This is a genomic window from Rhodococcus sp. LB1, assembly GCF_001583455.1.
Classification (GTDB): Bacteria; Actinomycetota; Actinomycetes; order Mycobacteriales; family Mycobacteriaceae; genus Rhodococcus_F; species Rhodococcus_F opacus.
In genome coordinates, this window is the sequence record NZ_LTCZ01000062.1 from 1 (window position 1) to 15672 (window position 15672).

The 15672-nt window shown below is 68.9% G+C and carries 17 protein-coding genes; 6 read left to right on the forward strand and 11 right to left on the reverse strand.

All coding sequences use genetic code 11. The features are described 5' to 3' along the window. On the reverse strand, positions 1-161 hold a 161-nt coding region (locus AZG88_RS11830; RefSeq protein ID WP_061697775.1), incomplete at its 3' end, for an RNA-binding S4 domain-containing protein. Positions 162-271: 110 nt separating this feature from the next. Here AZG88_RS11830 and lysX point away from each other — a divergent pair. Genes lysX through AZG88_RS11850 form a run of 4 tightly spaced genes read left to right on the forward strand, consistent with a single transcriptional unit; the run spans position 272 to position 5731 of the window. Then, positions 272-3616: a bifunctional lysylphosphatidylglycerol synthetase/lysine--tRNA ligase LysX gene (gene lysX / locus AZG88_RS11835; RefSeq protein WP_005249040.1), complete on the forward strand. Its 3345-nt coding sequence runs from the start codon at positions 272-274 to the stop codon at positions 3614-3616. Then, a complete protein-coding gene (locus AZG88_RS11840) occupies positions 3613-4293 on the forward strand; it encodes a DUF998 domain-containing protein (RefSeq protein WP_005249041.1) in 681 nt (226 codons plus the stop codon). The genes lysX and AZG88_RS11840 overlap by 4 nt, the downstream gene beginning before the upstream one ends. Before the next feature lie 14 nt (positions 4294-4307). Continuing rightward, the gene (locus AZG88_RS11845; protein WP_005249042.1) at positions 4308-5126 is read left to right on the forward strand and encodes an alpha/beta fold hydrolase; all 819 of its coding nucleotides are present in this window, start codon (positions 4308-4310) and stop codon (positions 5124-5126) included. A gap of 5 nt (positions 5127-5131) precedes the next feature. Next, the gene (locus AZG88_RS11850; RefSeq protein WP_025431561.1) at positions 5132-5731 is read left to right on the forward strand and encodes a histidine phosphatase family protein; all 600 of its coding nucleotides are present in this window, start codon (positions 5132-5134) and stop codon (positions 5729-5731) included. 7 nt (positions 5732-5738) lie between these two features. Here the strand turns inward: AZG88_RS11850 and AZG88_RS11855 are convergent, their stop codons facing one another. From AZG88_RS11855 to AZG88_RS11875, 5 genes are all read right to left on the reverse strand, one after another. After that, complete coding sequence (locus tag AZG88_RS11855) at positions 5739-6968, reverse strand: Hsp70 family protein (protein WP_005249044.1); 1230 nt, start codon at positions 6966-6968, stop codon at positions 5739-5741. 71 nt (positions 6969-7039) lie between these two features. Then, positions 7040-8512, reverse strand: coding sequence for an Hsp70 family protein (locus AZG88_RS11860; RefSeq protein WP_197487807.1), 1473 nt, complete (start codon positions 8510-8512; stop codon positions 7040-7042). Positions 8513-8729: 217 nt separating this feature from the next. Beyond that, entirely contained in the window at positions 8730-9416 is a 687-nt protein-coding gene (locus tag AZG88_RS11865; protein WP_061697776.1) for a dienelactone hydrolase family protein, read from the reverse strand. A gap of 11 nt (positions 9417-9427) precedes the next feature. Next, positions 9428-9721, reverse strand: a complete 294-nt coding sequence (locus AZG88_RS11870) for a putative quinol monooxygenase (protein ID WP_005249047.1) — start codon at positions 9719-9721, stop codon at positions 9428-9430. 60 nt (positions 9722-9781) lie between these two features. Beyond that, on the reverse strand, positions 9782-10279 hold the full coding sequence (locus tag AZG88_RS11875; RefSeq protein WP_005249048.1) for a hypothetical protein: 498 nt from the start codon (positions 10277-10279) through the stop codon (positions 9782-9784). A gap of 31 nt (positions 10280-10310) precedes the next feature. On the opposite strand from AZG88_RS11875, the gene AZG88_RS11880 reads away from it, so the two are divergent. Further along, positions 10311-11219 (forward strand): SDR family NAD(P)-dependent oxidoreductase, encoded by a 909-nt coding sequence (locus tag AZG88_RS11880; protein ID WP_025431559.1) that lies wholly within the window; start codon positions 10311-10313, stop codon positions 11217-11219. Between the two features lie 8 nt (positions 11220-11227). Here AZG88_RS11880 and AZG88_RS11885 read toward each other — a convergent pair whose 3' ends face one another. Together AZG88_RS11885 and AZG88_RS11890 are read right to left on the reverse strand one after the other, a co-directional pair. Continuing rightward, complete coding sequence (locus AZG88_RS11885; protein ID WP_025431558.1) at positions 11228-12067, reverse strand: SDR family oxidoreductase; 840 nt, start codon at positions 12065-12067, stop codon at positions 11228-11230. A gap of 1 nt (position 12068) precedes the next feature. After that, the gene (locus AZG88_RS11890; RefSeq protein WP_005249051.1) at positions 12069-12512 is read right to left on the reverse strand and encodes a hypothetical protein; all 444 of its coding nucleotides are present in this window, start codon (positions 12510-12512) and stop codon (positions 12069-12071) included. 116 nt (positions 12513-12628) lie between these two features. Between AZG88_RS11890 and AZG88_RS11895 the strand changes: the two genes are divergently transcribed. Then, complete coding sequence (locus AZG88_RS11895; protein ID WP_061040727.1) at positions 12629-13294, forward strand: TetR/AcrR family transcriptional regulator; 666 nt, start codon at positions 12629-12631, stop codon at positions 13292-13294. 32 nt (positions 13295-13326) lie between these two features. Here the strand turns inward: AZG88_RS11895 and AZG88_RS11900 are convergent, their stop codons facing one another. The 3 genes from AZG88_RS11900 to AZG88_RS11910 form a co-directional block, all read right to left on the reverse strand. After that, entirely contained in the window at positions 13327-13776 is a 450-nt protein-coding gene (locus AZG88_RS11900; RefSeq protein WP_005249053.1) for an acyl-CoA thioesterase, read from the reverse strand. Between the two features lie 22 nt (positions 13777-13798). After that, entirely contained in the window at positions 13799-14713 is a 915-nt protein-coding gene (locus AZG88_RS11905) for a cutinase family protein (RefSeq protein ID WP_025431557.1), read from the reverse strand. A gap of 181 nt (positions 14714-14894) precedes the next feature. Beyond that, on the reverse strand, positions 14895-15672 hold a 778-nt coding region (locus tag AZG88_RS11910; RefSeq protein ID WP_197487808.1), incomplete at its 5' end, for an FAD-dependent oxidoreductase.

Sequence of the window (15672 nt, forward strand, 5' to 3'; positions counted from 1 at the left end):
CGCCCCCGCCGCACCTCGACCTCACCGTTCACCGACACCAGTCCGTCGGCGATCACCTCTTTCGCCTCGGCCCCCGACTCGATGAGGTTGGCGAGCTTGAGGAATTGGCCGAGACGGATGGATTCGTCGCGGATCGGCACGGCGTCGTGAATGTCGGACATGCCTCTATCTTCCCTCTCCACCCAAATCGCGGCCCGACGGCTCACACTGAACACTGGAACATCTGACTCCCGTGATCGGTACGTATCTCTTGCCGGGAAGGAAACACTCGATGTCAGCTAGCACCGAGACACACGACGCGTCCGAGGCGGCCGTCTCCACCGCACCACGGCCCCGCCCCGCCCTCGGACCGAAGAACGGGCGCTTCCACCAGGTTCCCCACATCGCGGGACTGATCCTGGGTGTCTTCTCGGTGCTCGTGTTCCTGTGGAGCATCTCGCCGGTACTGCGCTACTACGTGCACGTGCCGCGCGAGTACGTCGACACGTACTACTTCGACGCCCCGGACACCAGCCTGTCGTGGGCGCTGGTGGTCGCGCTGCTCGCGGCGGCGCTGGCGAGCCGCAAACGCATCGCCTGGTGGCTGCTGACGATCTACCTGGTCCTGTTCCTGATCACCAACGTGATCGTGAGCATCACCGACCGGAACGTGAACGCGATGGTCGCCGCCGTGGTCCAGGTGGTGCTGATCGGCATTCTCGTCGCGGCCCGGCCCGAGTTCTACACGCGGGTCCGGCGCGGCGCGGGCTGGAAAGCCCTGGGCGTGCTCATCGCCGGTCTCGCCATCGGCACCCTCGTCGGGTGGGGACTCGTCGAACTCTTCCCCGGCACCCTGCCACAGGGCGAACGTTTCCTGTGGGCGCTGAACCGCGTGACCGCCCTCGCCGCCGCCGACAACGAACAGTTCAGCGGACGCCCGCACGGATTCGTCAACACCCTCCTCGGCCTGTTCGGCGCCATGGCCCTGCTGGCCGCCGTCATCACCCTGTTCCGCGCCCAGCGCTCCCACAACGCCCTCACCGGCAACGACGAATCGGCGCTGCGCGGGCTCCTCCTGCAGTACGGCGCCGACGACTCCCTCGGCTACTTCGCCACCCGCCGCGACAAGGCCGTCGTCTTCGCGCCCAGTGGGAAGGCGGCCATCACCTACCGGGTCGAACTCGGCGTGTGCCTGGCCAGCGGCGACCCGATCGGCGACCCGGAGGCCTGGCCGCACGCGATCGAGGCCTGGCAGGCGCTCGCCTCCCAATACGGTTGGGCCACCGCAGTGATGGGAGCCAGCGAAACCGGGGCCACCGCCTACAACAAGGCGGGTCTCACCGTGCTCCAACTCGGCGACGAGGCCATCCTCCGCACCCGCGAGTTCAACCTCAGCGGACGCGACATGCGGCAGGTCCGCCAAGCCGTCACCCGGGTCCGGCGCCAGGGTGTCACCGTCCGGATCCGCAGGCACCGGGACGTCCCCGCCGAGGAGATGGCCGAGGCCATCCGGCTCGCGGACGCGTGGCGCGACACCGAGACCGAGCGCGGTTTCTCCATGGCCCTCGGCCGGCTCGGTGACCGCCTCGACGGCGACTGCCTGCTGGTCGAGGCGATCGACGAGAACGGCGAGATCGACGGCATCCTGTCGCTGGTGCCGTGGGGTCCGACGGGTGTCTCCCTCGACCTGATGCGCCGCAAACCGACGTCCCCCAACGGGGTGGTGGAGCTGATGGTGTCCGAACTGGCCACCACCTCCGATCAATTCGGCATCACGAAGGTGTCGCTGAACTTCGCGGTGTTCCGTTCGGTCTTCGAGGAGGGCTCCCGCATCGGGGCGGGACCCATCCTGCGGATCTGGCGTTCGATCCTCGTGTTCTTCTCCCGTTGGTGGCAGCTCGAGGCGCTCTACCGGTCCAACGTGAAATACCAGCCCGAGTGGGTGCCGCGATTCCTCTGCTTCGAGGACAACCGGGAACTGCTGCGCGTCGGATTCGCCTCGGCCGTCGCCGAAGGATTCGTGACCCTGCCCCGCTTCGGCCGTTCCGGAACCCGGGACGCCATCGAGCACACCGGCACCCACGCCGCGGTCCCCGCCGCACTCGTCGCCGCCGAAGGACTGCACTCCGACGGCAGCGCACCCGGCGAAGGCCTCGCACCGACGGCTACCGGACCGAAACGTCCCGAGCAGGTCCGCGTCCGGCTCGACAAACTGGCCGACCTCGCCGAACAGGGCATCGACCCCTACCCGGTCGCGTATCCGCCCAGCCACACCGTGACCGAGGCAGTGGAATCCCCCGAGGGGACGACGGTCCGCATCGCCGGCCGCCTGCTCCGGATCCGCGACTACGGCGGTGTCGTGTTCGCGGTGGTCCGGGACTGGTCCGGAGACATCCAGATCCTCGTCGACGAGGCCCGGGTGGGGACCGACCGCATCCGGGCGTTCGCCGCCGAATTCGACCTCGGCGACCTCGTCGAGGTCGCCGGCGTCATCGGATACAGCCGCCGCGGCGCGCTGTCGCTGCTCGCGAACGAGTGGCGCATGACCGGCAAATGCCTGCATCCCCTGCCGGACAAGTGGAAGGGCCTGTCCGACCCGGAGACCCGCGTCCGGCAGCGGTACGTCGACCTCGCCATCAACTCCGATGCCCGCCGCCTGCTCGAGGCCCGCAGCGCGGTCGTGAAGTCGCTGCGGGATTCGCTCGGCGGCCGCGGCTTCCTCGAGGTGGAAACCCCGATCCTGCAGCAGGTCCACGGCGGTGCCAACGCGGCCCCGTTCCTCACCCACATCAACGCCTACAACCTCGATCTCTACCTGCGGATCGCGCCCGAGCTGTACCTCAAGCGGCTCTGCGTCGCCGGCATGGAGAAGGTGTTCGAGATCGGCCGCGTCTTCCGCAACGAGGGAGTCGATTTCAAACACAACCCGGAATTCACCATTCTCGAGGCGTACGAGGCGCACAGCGACTACGAGAAGATGATGGTGCTGTGCCGGGAACTCATCCAGACGGCGGCGGTCGCCGCGTACGGACGCGAGATCATCATGCGGCCCGGCCCCGACGGCACGCTGGTGGAGGTCGACATCTCCGGCGAGTGGCCCGTCAAGACGATGCATCAGGCGGTCGCCGAGAAACTCGGCGTCGACGTCTCACCCGAGACGTCGCTCGCGGAACTGCAACGGCTGTGCGACGAGCACGAGATCCCGTACCAGTCCACCTGGGACGCCGGCGCCGTCGCGCAGGAGATGTACGAGCACCTGGTGGAGGACTACACCGAATTCCCCACCTTCTACACCAATTTCCCGACGTCGATGTCACCGCTCACCCGGCCGCACCCCACGATTCCGGGGGTCGCCGCGAAGTGGGACCTCGTCGCGTGGGGCATCGAACTCGGCACCGCGTACAGCGAACTCACCGACCCCGTGGATCAGCGGAACCGGCTCACCGAGCAGTCGATGCTCGCCGCCGGCGGTGACGAGGAGGCGATGGAACTCGACGAGGACTTCCTGCAGGCCCTCGAACACGCCATGCCCCCGACCGGTGGGCTCGGCATGGGCGTCGACCGGGTGGTCATGCTCATCACCGGTGGCAGCATCCGTGAAACCCTCGCGTTCCCCCTGGCCAAGCCGAGGCAATGACCTCCCGTGGCCGGGTCGCCGTCGCTGCGCTGCTGATCCTCGGCGCCGTCGGCTACGCGTCGTGGCTGCTCGAATTCGTCCTCGACACCGGAATCGATCCGCTGCGGGGGTTCGCGAGCGAACTCGCCGCGGCGGACCAGCCGTACGGATTCTGGTTCCGCAGCGGCGACCTGCTGACCGGATGCATCGTCGCCGTGGCCGGGGTGCTGGGACTGTCGCGGTACTCGCAGGGCTGGGTGACGGCGGTCGGGTGGATCGCGCTGATCGTGTTCGCGCTCGCGACCGTCGCCGATTCGCGCCTGCCGATGAGCTGCGCGGCCACCAACGACCCCGTCTGCGCTGCGAGTGAGGCCGCCGGACATCTGCCGCTCACCCATGATCTGCACGCCGTGACCAGCGCGTCCGCCTCGACGGGAGGCGTGGTGTCGAGCCTGGCGTTCCTGTTGGCCGCGTTCCGCTACCAGTGGCCGACCTGGTTGAAAATTACCGGCGTAGCCGTGGCGACGGTGTTCGTCGGCGGCACGGTATGGACGCTGACGGCGGCGGGACTGCGCGGCGAACAGGACGCCTGGCTCGGACTCGGCCAGCGCGTCCAGCTGCTCGCCTTCTGCGGATGGCTGACCTTCGTGGCGCTCAGCGTGATTCACGTCACCCCCGAAAGGGCTGGTTCCACGTGAAACGTCCTGGGGAAATGGTCGCGGGAGTGCACGTGGTGGTCGACGGGGAAGGCCCGCCCGTCGTCCTCTACGGCGGCCTGGGCGGGAACTGGTTCGACTGGGACGAGGTGGTCGAACTGCTGTCCGGGACCTGCCTCGTGGTGCGGATCGATCGTCCCGGGTACGGATTCAGTCCCCCGTCCGCCGAACCTCCGTCCGCTCGAGGCGAGGCCACGAGAATCGCCGACGTTCTCGACGCGCTGTCCGTGACCACCCCCGCGGTGCTCGTCGGCCACTCACTCGGCGGTATCTACGTCGAGGCCTTCGCCCGGCTGTACCCCGGGCGAACCGGCGGCGTGATCCTGCTGGACGCCACCGTCACCGCCCACCCGCACCGCGTGATCCCGACCCGGTGGCGCGTCACGATGGGCAGACGAGTGGCCCGAACGGCCAGCAGGGTGGGGCTGCAACGCCTCCTGGGCCCCACGGTGCGCCGGATCCTGAACCACTCGACACCCCCCGACGGGATCGCTCCGGGCACCCGTCGATGGGTCGAGCGGATCTACCGCGAGCCCGCGTACCTCGAGTCCTCGATCGTCGAGAACGCGTCGTACCCGGCGCTGGCCCAGGAGCTGGCCGCGCTGCGCGAGACCGCGACGATGACGGCACCCGTCGTCGTGGCCGCCGCCCACACCGGACGCCCGACGCCCTGGGGGACGGCGTGGATCCGCATGCAGAGGCAGTTCGCGGAATTCCTCGGCGCCGCGTTCCGCGTCGTGCGTCCCGCGCACCACCACGCCATGATCGATCAGCCCAGCCAGATCGCGGCACTGGTACGGGAGCTGGCAAGCTGATCGGCGTGCAACTGCTACTGATCCGCCACGCGCTGCCCGAGCTCGTCACCGCGTCCGACGGGCGCGCGGACCCCGCACTGACCGAGGAAGGTCACGCCCAGGCCAAGCGGCTGCCTGCCGCGCTGGCCCCGTACCGCATCGCCCGGATCGCGAGCAGCCCGCAGCGCCGCGCACTCGAGACGGCGGCGCCGGTCGCCGAGGCCCTCAACCTTCCCGTCACCGAGTACATCGGCCTCGCGGAGTACGACTACGACCTCGACCACTACATCCCGTTCCACGAGGCGGAGGCGCGGGCGCCGGAGGCCTTCGCCCGGATTCGGGCCGGCGAGTTCCCGAAGTCCGTCGACGCCGACGCCTTCCGCACGCGGGTGTTCGAGTCCCTCGGCCGCATCGTCGACGAGTCCGGCCACGAGGACACCGTCGCGGTATTCGCCCACGGCGGCGTCATCAACGTGTTCCTGCAGCAACTGCTCGGGCTCGACCGACCCCTCGTGTTCCCGATCGAGTACGTGTCCGTGACCCGGGTGCTCGTCTCCCGCAGCGGTGAGCGACGGGTGGCCTCGGTCAACGAGACCGGTCACGTCAGGGACATGCTGCGCCGGTGAGCGGTCGCTAGAGGCCCGGAATTCGCGGCAGCGGAGGGAGCGGCGGGGGCGGCGGAAGTGTCGGCAGCTGAATCTGCGGCAGACCGGGAATGAGGGGGCGCGGGGCAGGGGCCGGCGCGGGAGCGGGCTCCGGCACGCTCGCCTCCTCCCCGGCCGGGCCGGGAACCGACACCGCGGCGGACGGCGGTGGCGTCGACACCGGTGCCGCTGCGGGCGACGGGGACACCTCCGCGTCACTCGGCTGAGTGGCGACCGGGCGTGCGTCACCGTCAGAGCTCTGCAGGTGGCTGCCACCGACACCGAGGCCGAGACCGATCACGGCGACGACGGCCAGCGCACCGCCCGCCAGCGCGCCACCGCGGATCACCGGTTTGGCGAATCCTCCGGCGCCGATGCGGTCCGACGTGCCCGAGTGCTCCTGTGCCAGCAGCGCAGCGCCCTCCGCGGCCACCAGTTCCGGCTGCGCCGGCACGATCACCGGGAGCGCGAGCCACGACTCCATCAGAGACGCGACCAGCGGAATATGCGCGCCGCCCCCGATCAGAACCACCGCGTCGGCAGCCCGCCCGGACGATTCGATCACCTCGCGGGCCAGGCGCGCCGACGCCTCGACGTGGCGCACGATCAGGGAGTCGAGAATGTCCTGCGAGAGCAGGAGCAGACCACCGTCGCCGGGCACGCAGACCGCGGTGTTGGTCGACAGCTCTTCCTTGGCGCGACGGCAACGGGCGTCGAGCGCCGACCCCGCGGCCGCATCGGCCGGTGGCGCGATGCGCTTCTCGTCGAGCTGGTGATCGCGGATCAGCCGGTCGACGACGTCGCCGCTGATCTCGTCGGTGCGGGCCGTCCCGAGCACCGTGCCGGTGAGTCGGTCGACCACGGTGACGGTGAGGCCGGAGCTGCCGAGGTCGTAGAACACGAGCGTCGAATGGTCACCGAGTTGTCCCGACGCCTCGAGCATGCGGAGCGCGGCCGTCACTTCCGGGACCAGCCGGCAGTCGATCGCGGCCTGCACGGCGGCGGCCTGCGCCTCGTCCCGATACGCGACACCGAAGACCTGCACGGCGTCGTCGGCGTCGCGCTCGGCCATCACCGTTCCGATGGCATCGGCAACCACGTGCTCCGGGTGCTCGCGTGCGGCGTCCACCGGGAACGACCGGAAGACGGCCCCCTCGTCGTCCGGATACGCCACGCGCACCGCGCTGGCACCCACCGATACACCGAGAACTGAAACCATGGAACGACTATAACGGTTTGATCACGGAACGCGTGTCGGGGCCTCGCAGCCACCGACTTCGTTATATGCGCTCAGAGCCCGGGTATCCGGGGAAACTCCGGCATCGGGAGCGGCGCGGGCGGCGGAATCGTCGGGAGCTGAAACTGCGGCAGACCTGGAACGGGCGGAGTGGGTTCCGGTGTGGTCGGCGGAGCCGACGACGTGTCGGACGGCACGACACTCTGCGTTTCGGGAGCCGCCGGCGCCTGAGTCGGACTCTGCGGCTGGGGCTGGGGCTGGTACGTGGTGCGCACCTCGGTCTGCGGCGGGATCACCGGCTCCTCGTCGACCACCGACGGGGCGGCTTCCAGAGGCGCGGGTACGTCCACGGTCGTCGTGGGCTGCGGCGGTATCACCTGCCGCGCTGCCGGCGCCTGCGTGTTCGACTGCGTGGCGGCCGGCTGTGCGTCCTCCTCCGAACCCTGCAGGAGGTCGGTGCCGACACCGAGTCCGAGCCCCACCGCGGCGACCACGGCCACGACACTGCCGGCGAGGACGAGGCCACGACGCTTCCGGATCGGCGCGTGCTCCTCGAACTCCGACTCGGGCTCGAACTCCGGCTCGGGCTCGGGCTCGGGCTCGGGCTCGAACTCCGGCTCGGGCTCCGGCTCGAACCGGTGCTCCGGCGCCATCGCTGCGCCGAACTCGTCGGACGCCGGGCGCGCCAGCAGGGCCGCACCCTCCGCCGCCACCAGTTCCGGCTGCGCGGGGACGATCACCGGGAGGTCGAGCCAGGACTCCATCACCGATGTGACCAACGGAATATGTGCGCCGCCGCCGATCAGCACCGCGGCGTCGGGGAGGCGTCCCGAGCGGCGAATGACCTCGCGGGTCAGGCGCGCCGACGTCTCGACCGGGCCGACGATGAGCGAATCGAAACTGTCCTGCGACAGGAGAAGAAGACCACCCTCGCCCGGCATGCACACCGCGCCGTTCGTGGACAGCTGCTCCTTCGCATCGCGGCACCGCGCGGCGAGCGCGAGCGCGGCGGCCGCGTCGGCCGGATGCGCGAAGCGGTGCAGTTCGAGTTGGTTGTCACAGATCAGCCGGTCGACGAGGTCGCCGCTGATCTGGTCCGACCGGGCACTGCTCAGCACCATGCCGGTGTCCCGGTCGACGACGGTGACGGTGAGACCCGAACTGCCGAGGTCGTAGAAGACGAGCGTCGAATGGTCGCCGAGTTCGCCGGACATCTCGAGCATCTGGAGTGCGGCCGTCACTTCGGGGACCATCTGGAAGTTGCCGATCTGCAGGCGGGTCATCGCCGCCTGCACGGCACCGGCCTGCGCGTCGTCCTGGTACGCGACGCCGATGGCCTGCACTTCGTCGATCTCGTCGCGCTCGGCGAGCACCGTCCCGATGGATTCGGCAGCCAGTTCCGCCGGCCGTTCGAGTGTTGCGGTCACCGACCGCGATTGGAAGGTCGGGGTTTCGAGGCTCACGGCGTCGTGGCACGCGAAGCGCACGGCGCTGGCGCCTACCGAGACACCGAGAACTGAAGTCATGCCGCCGACTATAACGGTTCGATCACGGGTCGCGCTCATGGAGCAGACCGGGCGGCACGTCACAGGCTTTCCGGGCGTACCCCCGTGACGCACATCGGGTTCCGTCCGAGACCTCGACACCGCAACCTACCGATCCGCACCACGCCGCGACGTGTCCTAGTGGTCGACAAACACAGCGCCGGCGTACACCTCACGCACCCGCCCGGCCGCGACGCCGTCAGTCGGTTGCGGCGAGGTGGGTGCCGAACCACTGCAGCGTTCGTACCCATCCGTCGCGGGCGGCCGCCTCGTTGTACACGGCGGGACGGTCGTCGCAGTGGAAGCCGTGTTCGGCTTCGGCGTAGCGGACGATGTCGGTGTCCACCGGGGCGTGGGCGACCGCGGCGCGCAGCTCCTCGACTTCCTCGGTCGGAATCCCCTTGTCGCGGTCGCCGAACAGGCCGAGCCACGGCGTTCCGAGCTGCCCGGCGACGTCGAGTTGCGATGGATATCCGAAGCGTCCGTTCGCGACGCCTCCGCCGTAGAAACTCGCCGCCGCCCCGAGGTCGAGGCGCGTCGCCGTGTGGAACGCGACCGTTCCGCCCATGCAGAATCCGACGATCGCGGTGTTCCGCAGGCCGATCGAGGCCGCCGACAGAGCCGCGACGGCCCCGTCGACGTCCTCGTCGATGTGCGCAGCGGTGAGCTCACCGATCAACGACATCGCCGACGTCATGTCGTCGTACTCGAGCACCGGATCGCCGCTCCGGTGGAACAGGTGCGGCGCGACCGCGTGGTACCCGGCGGTGGCGAAACGGCGGCAGACATCGACGATGTGCCCGGTGACGCCGAACGCCTCCTGGATCACGACGACACCGCCGCGGACGGGACCTTCGGGGGTGATGCTGGTGAGTGGTGTGGTCACGAACTACGACTCTAGGAAACCGGCTTCAGCGGGTGGATCGCCGGTGCCCCGGCGAGGTGCTCACCGAACGTCCCGAGCGCGGCCTGGAAGTGGGGCGACTTCATGTGCGCGTCGACCGCCTCCTGACCGGTCCACACCTCGACGGTGACGAAGGTTCCCGCGACCGCAGCTGATTCGAACACCTCGTACGAGATGCAGCCCTCTTCCTTGCGGCTCTCCGCGGCCAGCGCGGACAGTCCGTCGCGGACGGTGTCCTCGGAACCGGGCTTGGCAGGAATGGTCGCTACGACATGCAGATCGGACATCGACTCCCTTTCGTGAACGCCACCTCGTGTGGCCGTCTCACGTAAGCACAGTTGGGTCGGCTAGGAAACCCGAAGTCGCGTCAAATAATCGGCGACCTTCGGTTCGTCCCAGCCGTGCGCTTCGCGGAGACCGTCCGCGATGGTCGCGAGATAGGCGGGTGCCGGTGCGTTCCGGGCGACGACGTCACCGCGGGCCCGGGTGGTGAACGTGCACATGGGGACACCGTTGCGGGAGCCGAGAGTGACCAGGCGGTCGTAGCAGGCGGGTTCCTGCGCGTGGATGTCCTCGAACTGCTCCTGTGTCACCAGGAATGCGCGCGCCGCGACCGAGCCGGGCGCGTCGGGGTCGTAGAACGCGCGGCCGCCGCCCCAGATGCGCGACTCTCCCGCGAAGAACACCGAGCCGGGTATCACCACCGGTATCGACTGGCGGGGGGCGCTCGCATCGCGGGCGCCCGTGTGCACGAGGTTGCCCCCGGCCGGGCAACCACCACGCAGGTAGCAGGTCAGACGCGTCGTCGCCATGTTCGATCCATAGCTGACGTACCAGATCAGCACACAAACGACCGTACTCGGACAAGATGGTCACATGAGTCTTCTCGGCGAAGTCAGGGGCTGGCGCAGCGGTTCTCGGAAGCATCACCGCCTGCGGGACCTCGACGGCACCCTCGTCGTCGTCACCGGCGGCGGCAGCGGGATCGGCCGCGAGACCGCGCTGGCGTTCGCGTCCGAAGGCGCTGTCGTGGTGGTCGCCGACCGCGACCTCGAATCCGCTCAGCAGACCTCCGATCTCATCAACTCCGCCCAGATGAAGGGCGGCGGTGCGGTGGCCATCTTCGGCGGCGGCTCCCACGCGTATCAGGTGGACGTCGCGGTGGAGGACGAGGTGCAGCGCTTCGCGGAGAAGGTGCAGGCCGAGCACGGCACCCCCGACATCGTGGTCAACAACGCCGGAATCGGATATTCGGGCACGTTCACGAAGACCCCGCAGAAGGATTTCGAGCGGGTGATGGACGTGAATTTCTGGGGTGTCGTGTACGGCTCCCGCGCGTTCTCCCAGCAGATGATCGACCGCGGAACCGGTGGGCACATCGTCAACCTGTCGTCCGCCGCGGCTTTCACGCCGCAAAAGCGGCTCACCGCGTACGCGACGAGCAAGGCCGCGGTGTTCATGCTGTCGGACTGCCTCCGTGCGGAATTGGTGAACCACGGCATCGGTGTCAGCGCCATCTGCCCCGGACTGGTCCACACCAACATCGTCAAGGCCACCGACTTCGCCGGCGCCACACCGGAGGAGCAGGCGAAGATGCGGGACCGGGCCGACAAGCTCTACCGCAGACGCGGTTTCACCCCGGACCGGGTGGCGACGCAGATCGTGAGGGCCGTCAAGCACAACAAGGCCGTCGTCCCCGTCACGACCGAAGCCAAGTTCGGGCGCGCGCTGAGCCGTCTGGCCCCGGGCAGCATGCGGCTCGGCGCCCGCTTCGACCTCGGCTGATCCGAACGTCAGGGGGTGGGTGCCTGCACCCGGCCGGTGTAGGCGTCCATGCTGTGGTACACACCGAGCCGGTCGGCCAGACGGTCCCAGGCACGCACCGGCAGCACGGCTTTCGCCACCCGCGACAGGTACAGCGACCGCGGCAGTATCAGCAACGGCTTCCCCTGCTTCATCGCCCGCCACGACCGGGCCGTGACGTCCTCCGGGCTCAGGATCGGGGCGAACAGGGGGTTCTTCACACCGTCGAACATGCCGGTGGAGATGTAGCTCGGACACACGGTGGTGACCTTGACGTGCCCGTGGCCGGCCTGGACCAGTTCCAGTCGCAGCGAATCACTCCACCCCAGGGCAGCCCACTTCGACGCCGCGTAGACGGCCATTCTCGGTGTCGCCACGGTCCCGGCGGCGGAGGCGATGTTCACTATGCGGCAGTCCCGGCCGCGGTCCTCGATCATGGCGGGCAGGAATTCGTTGGTGATGTACATCGGTGCGAGCGTGTTGACGTCCATCACGAATTTGGTGTCCGACTCGTGGTCGTGATCCCAGAAGTACTTGCCGCGCACCACACCGGCGTTGTTGACGAGCACGTCGGGACGACCGAACGCATCCCGTACCTCGGCGGCTGCCGTTCGGACGGATTCGAGGTCGGCGACGTCGACGACGTGTGCGCTGACGGTGCACCCCGATTCGCGCAGTTCCCGCGCCGTGCGTTCGAGCGCGTCGGCGTCGATGTCCCACAACACCACCGTTCCGGCGTGGTCGGCGGCGGCGAGCCGGGCGAACAGACGCCCCATCCCCATTGCCGCCCCGGTGATCAGGACCGTCTTGCCCGCTGCCGAGAATCCCACGTCATGCTCTCCTTCGGTCGAGACCGGCCGGGTCGGCGGGCTCGTGGTACAGGGTTTCGATCCGGTCCTTCAACGCGGCCTGTGCGCGTCGCAGCGCCTGCCACACCACCGGTGCGGCGACACCGCCGAGCAGTTGTCCGGCCGGTCTGCCGGGAGAGTCGTAGCGGAAGGCGACGGTGAGCTCCGTTTCGTCCGGGCTGAGCGCGTCGAACGTCCAGACCGATCCGTGCACACCGTGATCGGCCTCGACGACGAACCGGCGACCTGGGTCCGATGCGACGACCCGGGCGCGGGACGGCAGCGCGATCGCACCGGGCACGGTCTCCGGATCGGCGAGGTACTCGAAGGCCATCGCGGGCGGAACGACGATCACCGTGGTGCTGCGTAAGCCGATCATCGAGCGCCCGGACGTGCGGGGGCCGGACAGGCAGAGCTGAATGGACAAGACGGATATCCCAACGTGTCGACGTCCGAGGCGGAGAGTGTGTGGTACATCTATGTACCGCATACTGCCGACCGTATACGGAAACGCAGTGACAGGGAAGACTACGATTCGATTCGATGACGAAACCCCAGCAAGACGCCGGTGACGGGCGCGCTGCCCGGTGGCGCGGCCAACGCGAGAAGCGGCGCTCGGAGTTCGTCGAACGGGCACTCGTCGCCATCGACGAAGAAGGTCCCGACGTGTCCGTCGCGACGATGGCCGTCTACGCCGAGGTCGCGCGAACCCGCATCTACCGGCACTTCGACGACAGCACCGACCTCAAGAACGCCGTCGCCCGGCGGGTCGCGGCGATGATGCTCCTCGAATACGCCCCCGTGATCACCGTCGACGGCGCACCGCACGCCATCCTCACCCGCGCCGCCCGCACCCACCTCGACTGGGTCACCGAACACGCCAACCTGTACCGCTACCTGATGTCGTTCTCCCCCGCGGCCGGAGAGGTGCGGCGGGCCATCAGCACCGCGGTCGCCGACATGCTCCACCCCTACCTGGACGCCCTCGGCGTCCCCGCCACCGCGACACCGCTGGCCAATGCGCTGATCGGGATGGTCGAGTCGGTATCCGCCGAGTGGATCGACCGGCCGGGCGGAACAGACGTCGGCGCGCTGACCGAACAGCTGGCCGCGTGGGCGTGGGCGCTGGTCGACACCACGATGCGCAGCCGCGGCGCGGTCCTCGACCCCGACCGTCCCCTACCGGCGCCCGACGACCTCCGCACGTGAGTGGGAAAGCGTGCCGGAACACACATTCCCACTCACGTGCGGGACCAGCGGGTCAGGTACTCGCGCTCGGTGGTGGTGATGCGGCGTAGCCGCTGGGCATCCACGTCCGCGACGGCCATCTGGGTGGTGGCGGTGACGGCGGGCGGGTCGGTGATCGGGGTACGGGCGCCCCGGACCTCGTAGCCGATGGTGAAATCCACCGCCCGGTGCTTGGCGATCCACATGGTGATCCGCAGGGGACTGTCGGAGTGCCGCAACTGTCCCCGGTACTTCACGTGGATGTCGGCGATGAACGCGCTCGTGATGAGCGACGAGTTCTCGCTGCCCTCGCTGAGCAGCCAGTCGATCCGGGCCTCTTCGAGCAACGTCACCATCCGCGCATGGTTGATGTGCTGAAAGGCGTCCATGTCGGACCACCGGACGGTCACGAAGGCGTCGTAGCCGACGACGGCGGCAGGGGTGTCAGTCACGTTGGACATCATCCCCTGCCGCCGTCGGCCGAACTCACGCGATGTCGCGCAACCAGTTCCTCAGCCACGTCGTGGCGGGCGTGCCCGATCCGTCGACCGCGTAGCTGGTGTAGTCCTGGTGAGCCTGCGACTTGTAGAACTGCTCCAGCTCGTCGATGCGCTTCTCGTTGGACTGCTCGTCCAGCTGAGCCATCAGGGCCGGCACACCGCCGACGGCGAGAATGTCGTTCCAGATCGCGAGCGCTTCCTGCTGGTAGCGCCCGAACAGGTTCGGCGTCGGATCCGACGTCTGCGCGAGGAATCCGGCGAGCCGCGTCACGAAGTCTTCCTTCGGCGTGGAGCAGTACAGGTCGCCGTACGCGCAGAAGGTGCGCGTGTTCTGGCTGACCCAGCCGAACCCGCCGATGCGGGGACCACCGGCGCCGCTGCCGGCGACGGCAGGGCCGACGAGGGCGTCGGACGGCGACCGCCGCGGATCGGACACGAGTCCGACGGCAGCGATCTTGTCCGCGGGCACCACACCGAGGCCGGTGCCGATCTCCGCAGCGAGATCACCCGCCGCGTCGGCGCCCTGGCTGTAACCGATGATCGACAGCTTCGTGTCGGGGCACTGCTGCGACATCGACGACAGCATGCCCTCGGCGTTGCTGACCGCCTGTGCCTTCGAGCGCCCGTACACCTCGGACTCCCACGGGAAGGCCGTGGCGGCGTACGTGACGTAGTCGGTGCGGATCGACGACGGCAGACCGTTCGTCACCGCGGACAGCAGACCCGGCGTGGGCCTGACGTTGTCCTTGGTGGACGTTTCCCACGTCCCCGGAATCGCTACCACGTACAGACTCGGGCAGGGGTCCGCGTTCGCCACTGCGCTCGTGCCCGCTACTCCCGATACCACCGGGATGGCTGCCGCAGCAGCCACTGCGGTCAGAAATGCGACAACCCGTTTCATTGCCATGGCCTCAACCTGTTCTCCCCTTCGCCGTCCTGCAGACGGGATGCTGCCAGGGCGACGTGACCTAAAGATGCACGATCGGTAAATGAACGTTACCGACCGAACGTGACCTCCGCACGATAAACCGACACCCCGGTAGGAAAACCTACCGGGGTGCGGATTGTACGAGCAGTTACAGCTACCGCTGCGGGGCGGTGGTGGTCTCGATCGGAGACGGCAGCGCCGACTCGCCCTCGAGGTACGCATCGACCGCGGCGGCCGCCGAGCGACCCTCGGCGATGGCCCACACGATCAGCGACTGTCCGCGTCCCATGTCGCCGGCCACGAAGACGCCGTCGACGTTGGTGGCCCACTTCGCGGAGCGGGCGACGTTGCCGCGCTCGTTGAGGTCGACGCCGAGATCGGTGAGCAGGCCCGGCTTCTCGGGTCCGACGAAGCCCATCGCCAGCAGCACGAGGTCGGCCTCGAGCTCGAAGTCCGAACCTTCGACCTTCTCGAAGCGACCCGACTTCATCTCGACCTCGTGGGCCTTCAGTGCGGTCACCTTGCCGTCGGCACCGACGAACCGTTCCGTGTTCACGGAGAAGAGGCGTTCGCCGCCCTCCTCGTGTGCGGACGCGACCCGGTACATCAGCGGGTACGTCGGCCACGGGGTGTGCTCGGCGCGGGTCTCGGGCGGTCTCGGCATGATCTCGAACTGGTGAACGCTCTCGGCGCCCTGACGGTGCGAGGTGCCCAGGCAGTCCGCGCCGGTGTCGCCGCCGCCGATGATGACGACCTTCTTGCCCTCCGCGGTGATGGTCGGCTTCTCCAGGTCGCCGAGCTGCACGCGGTTGGCGATCGGCAGGAACTCCATCGCCTGGTGGATGCCGTCCAGCTCGCGGCCGGGGATCGGCAGGTCGCGGGCCTCGGTGGCACCGCCGGCCAGGACCACGGCGTCGAACTGCGCGCGCAGT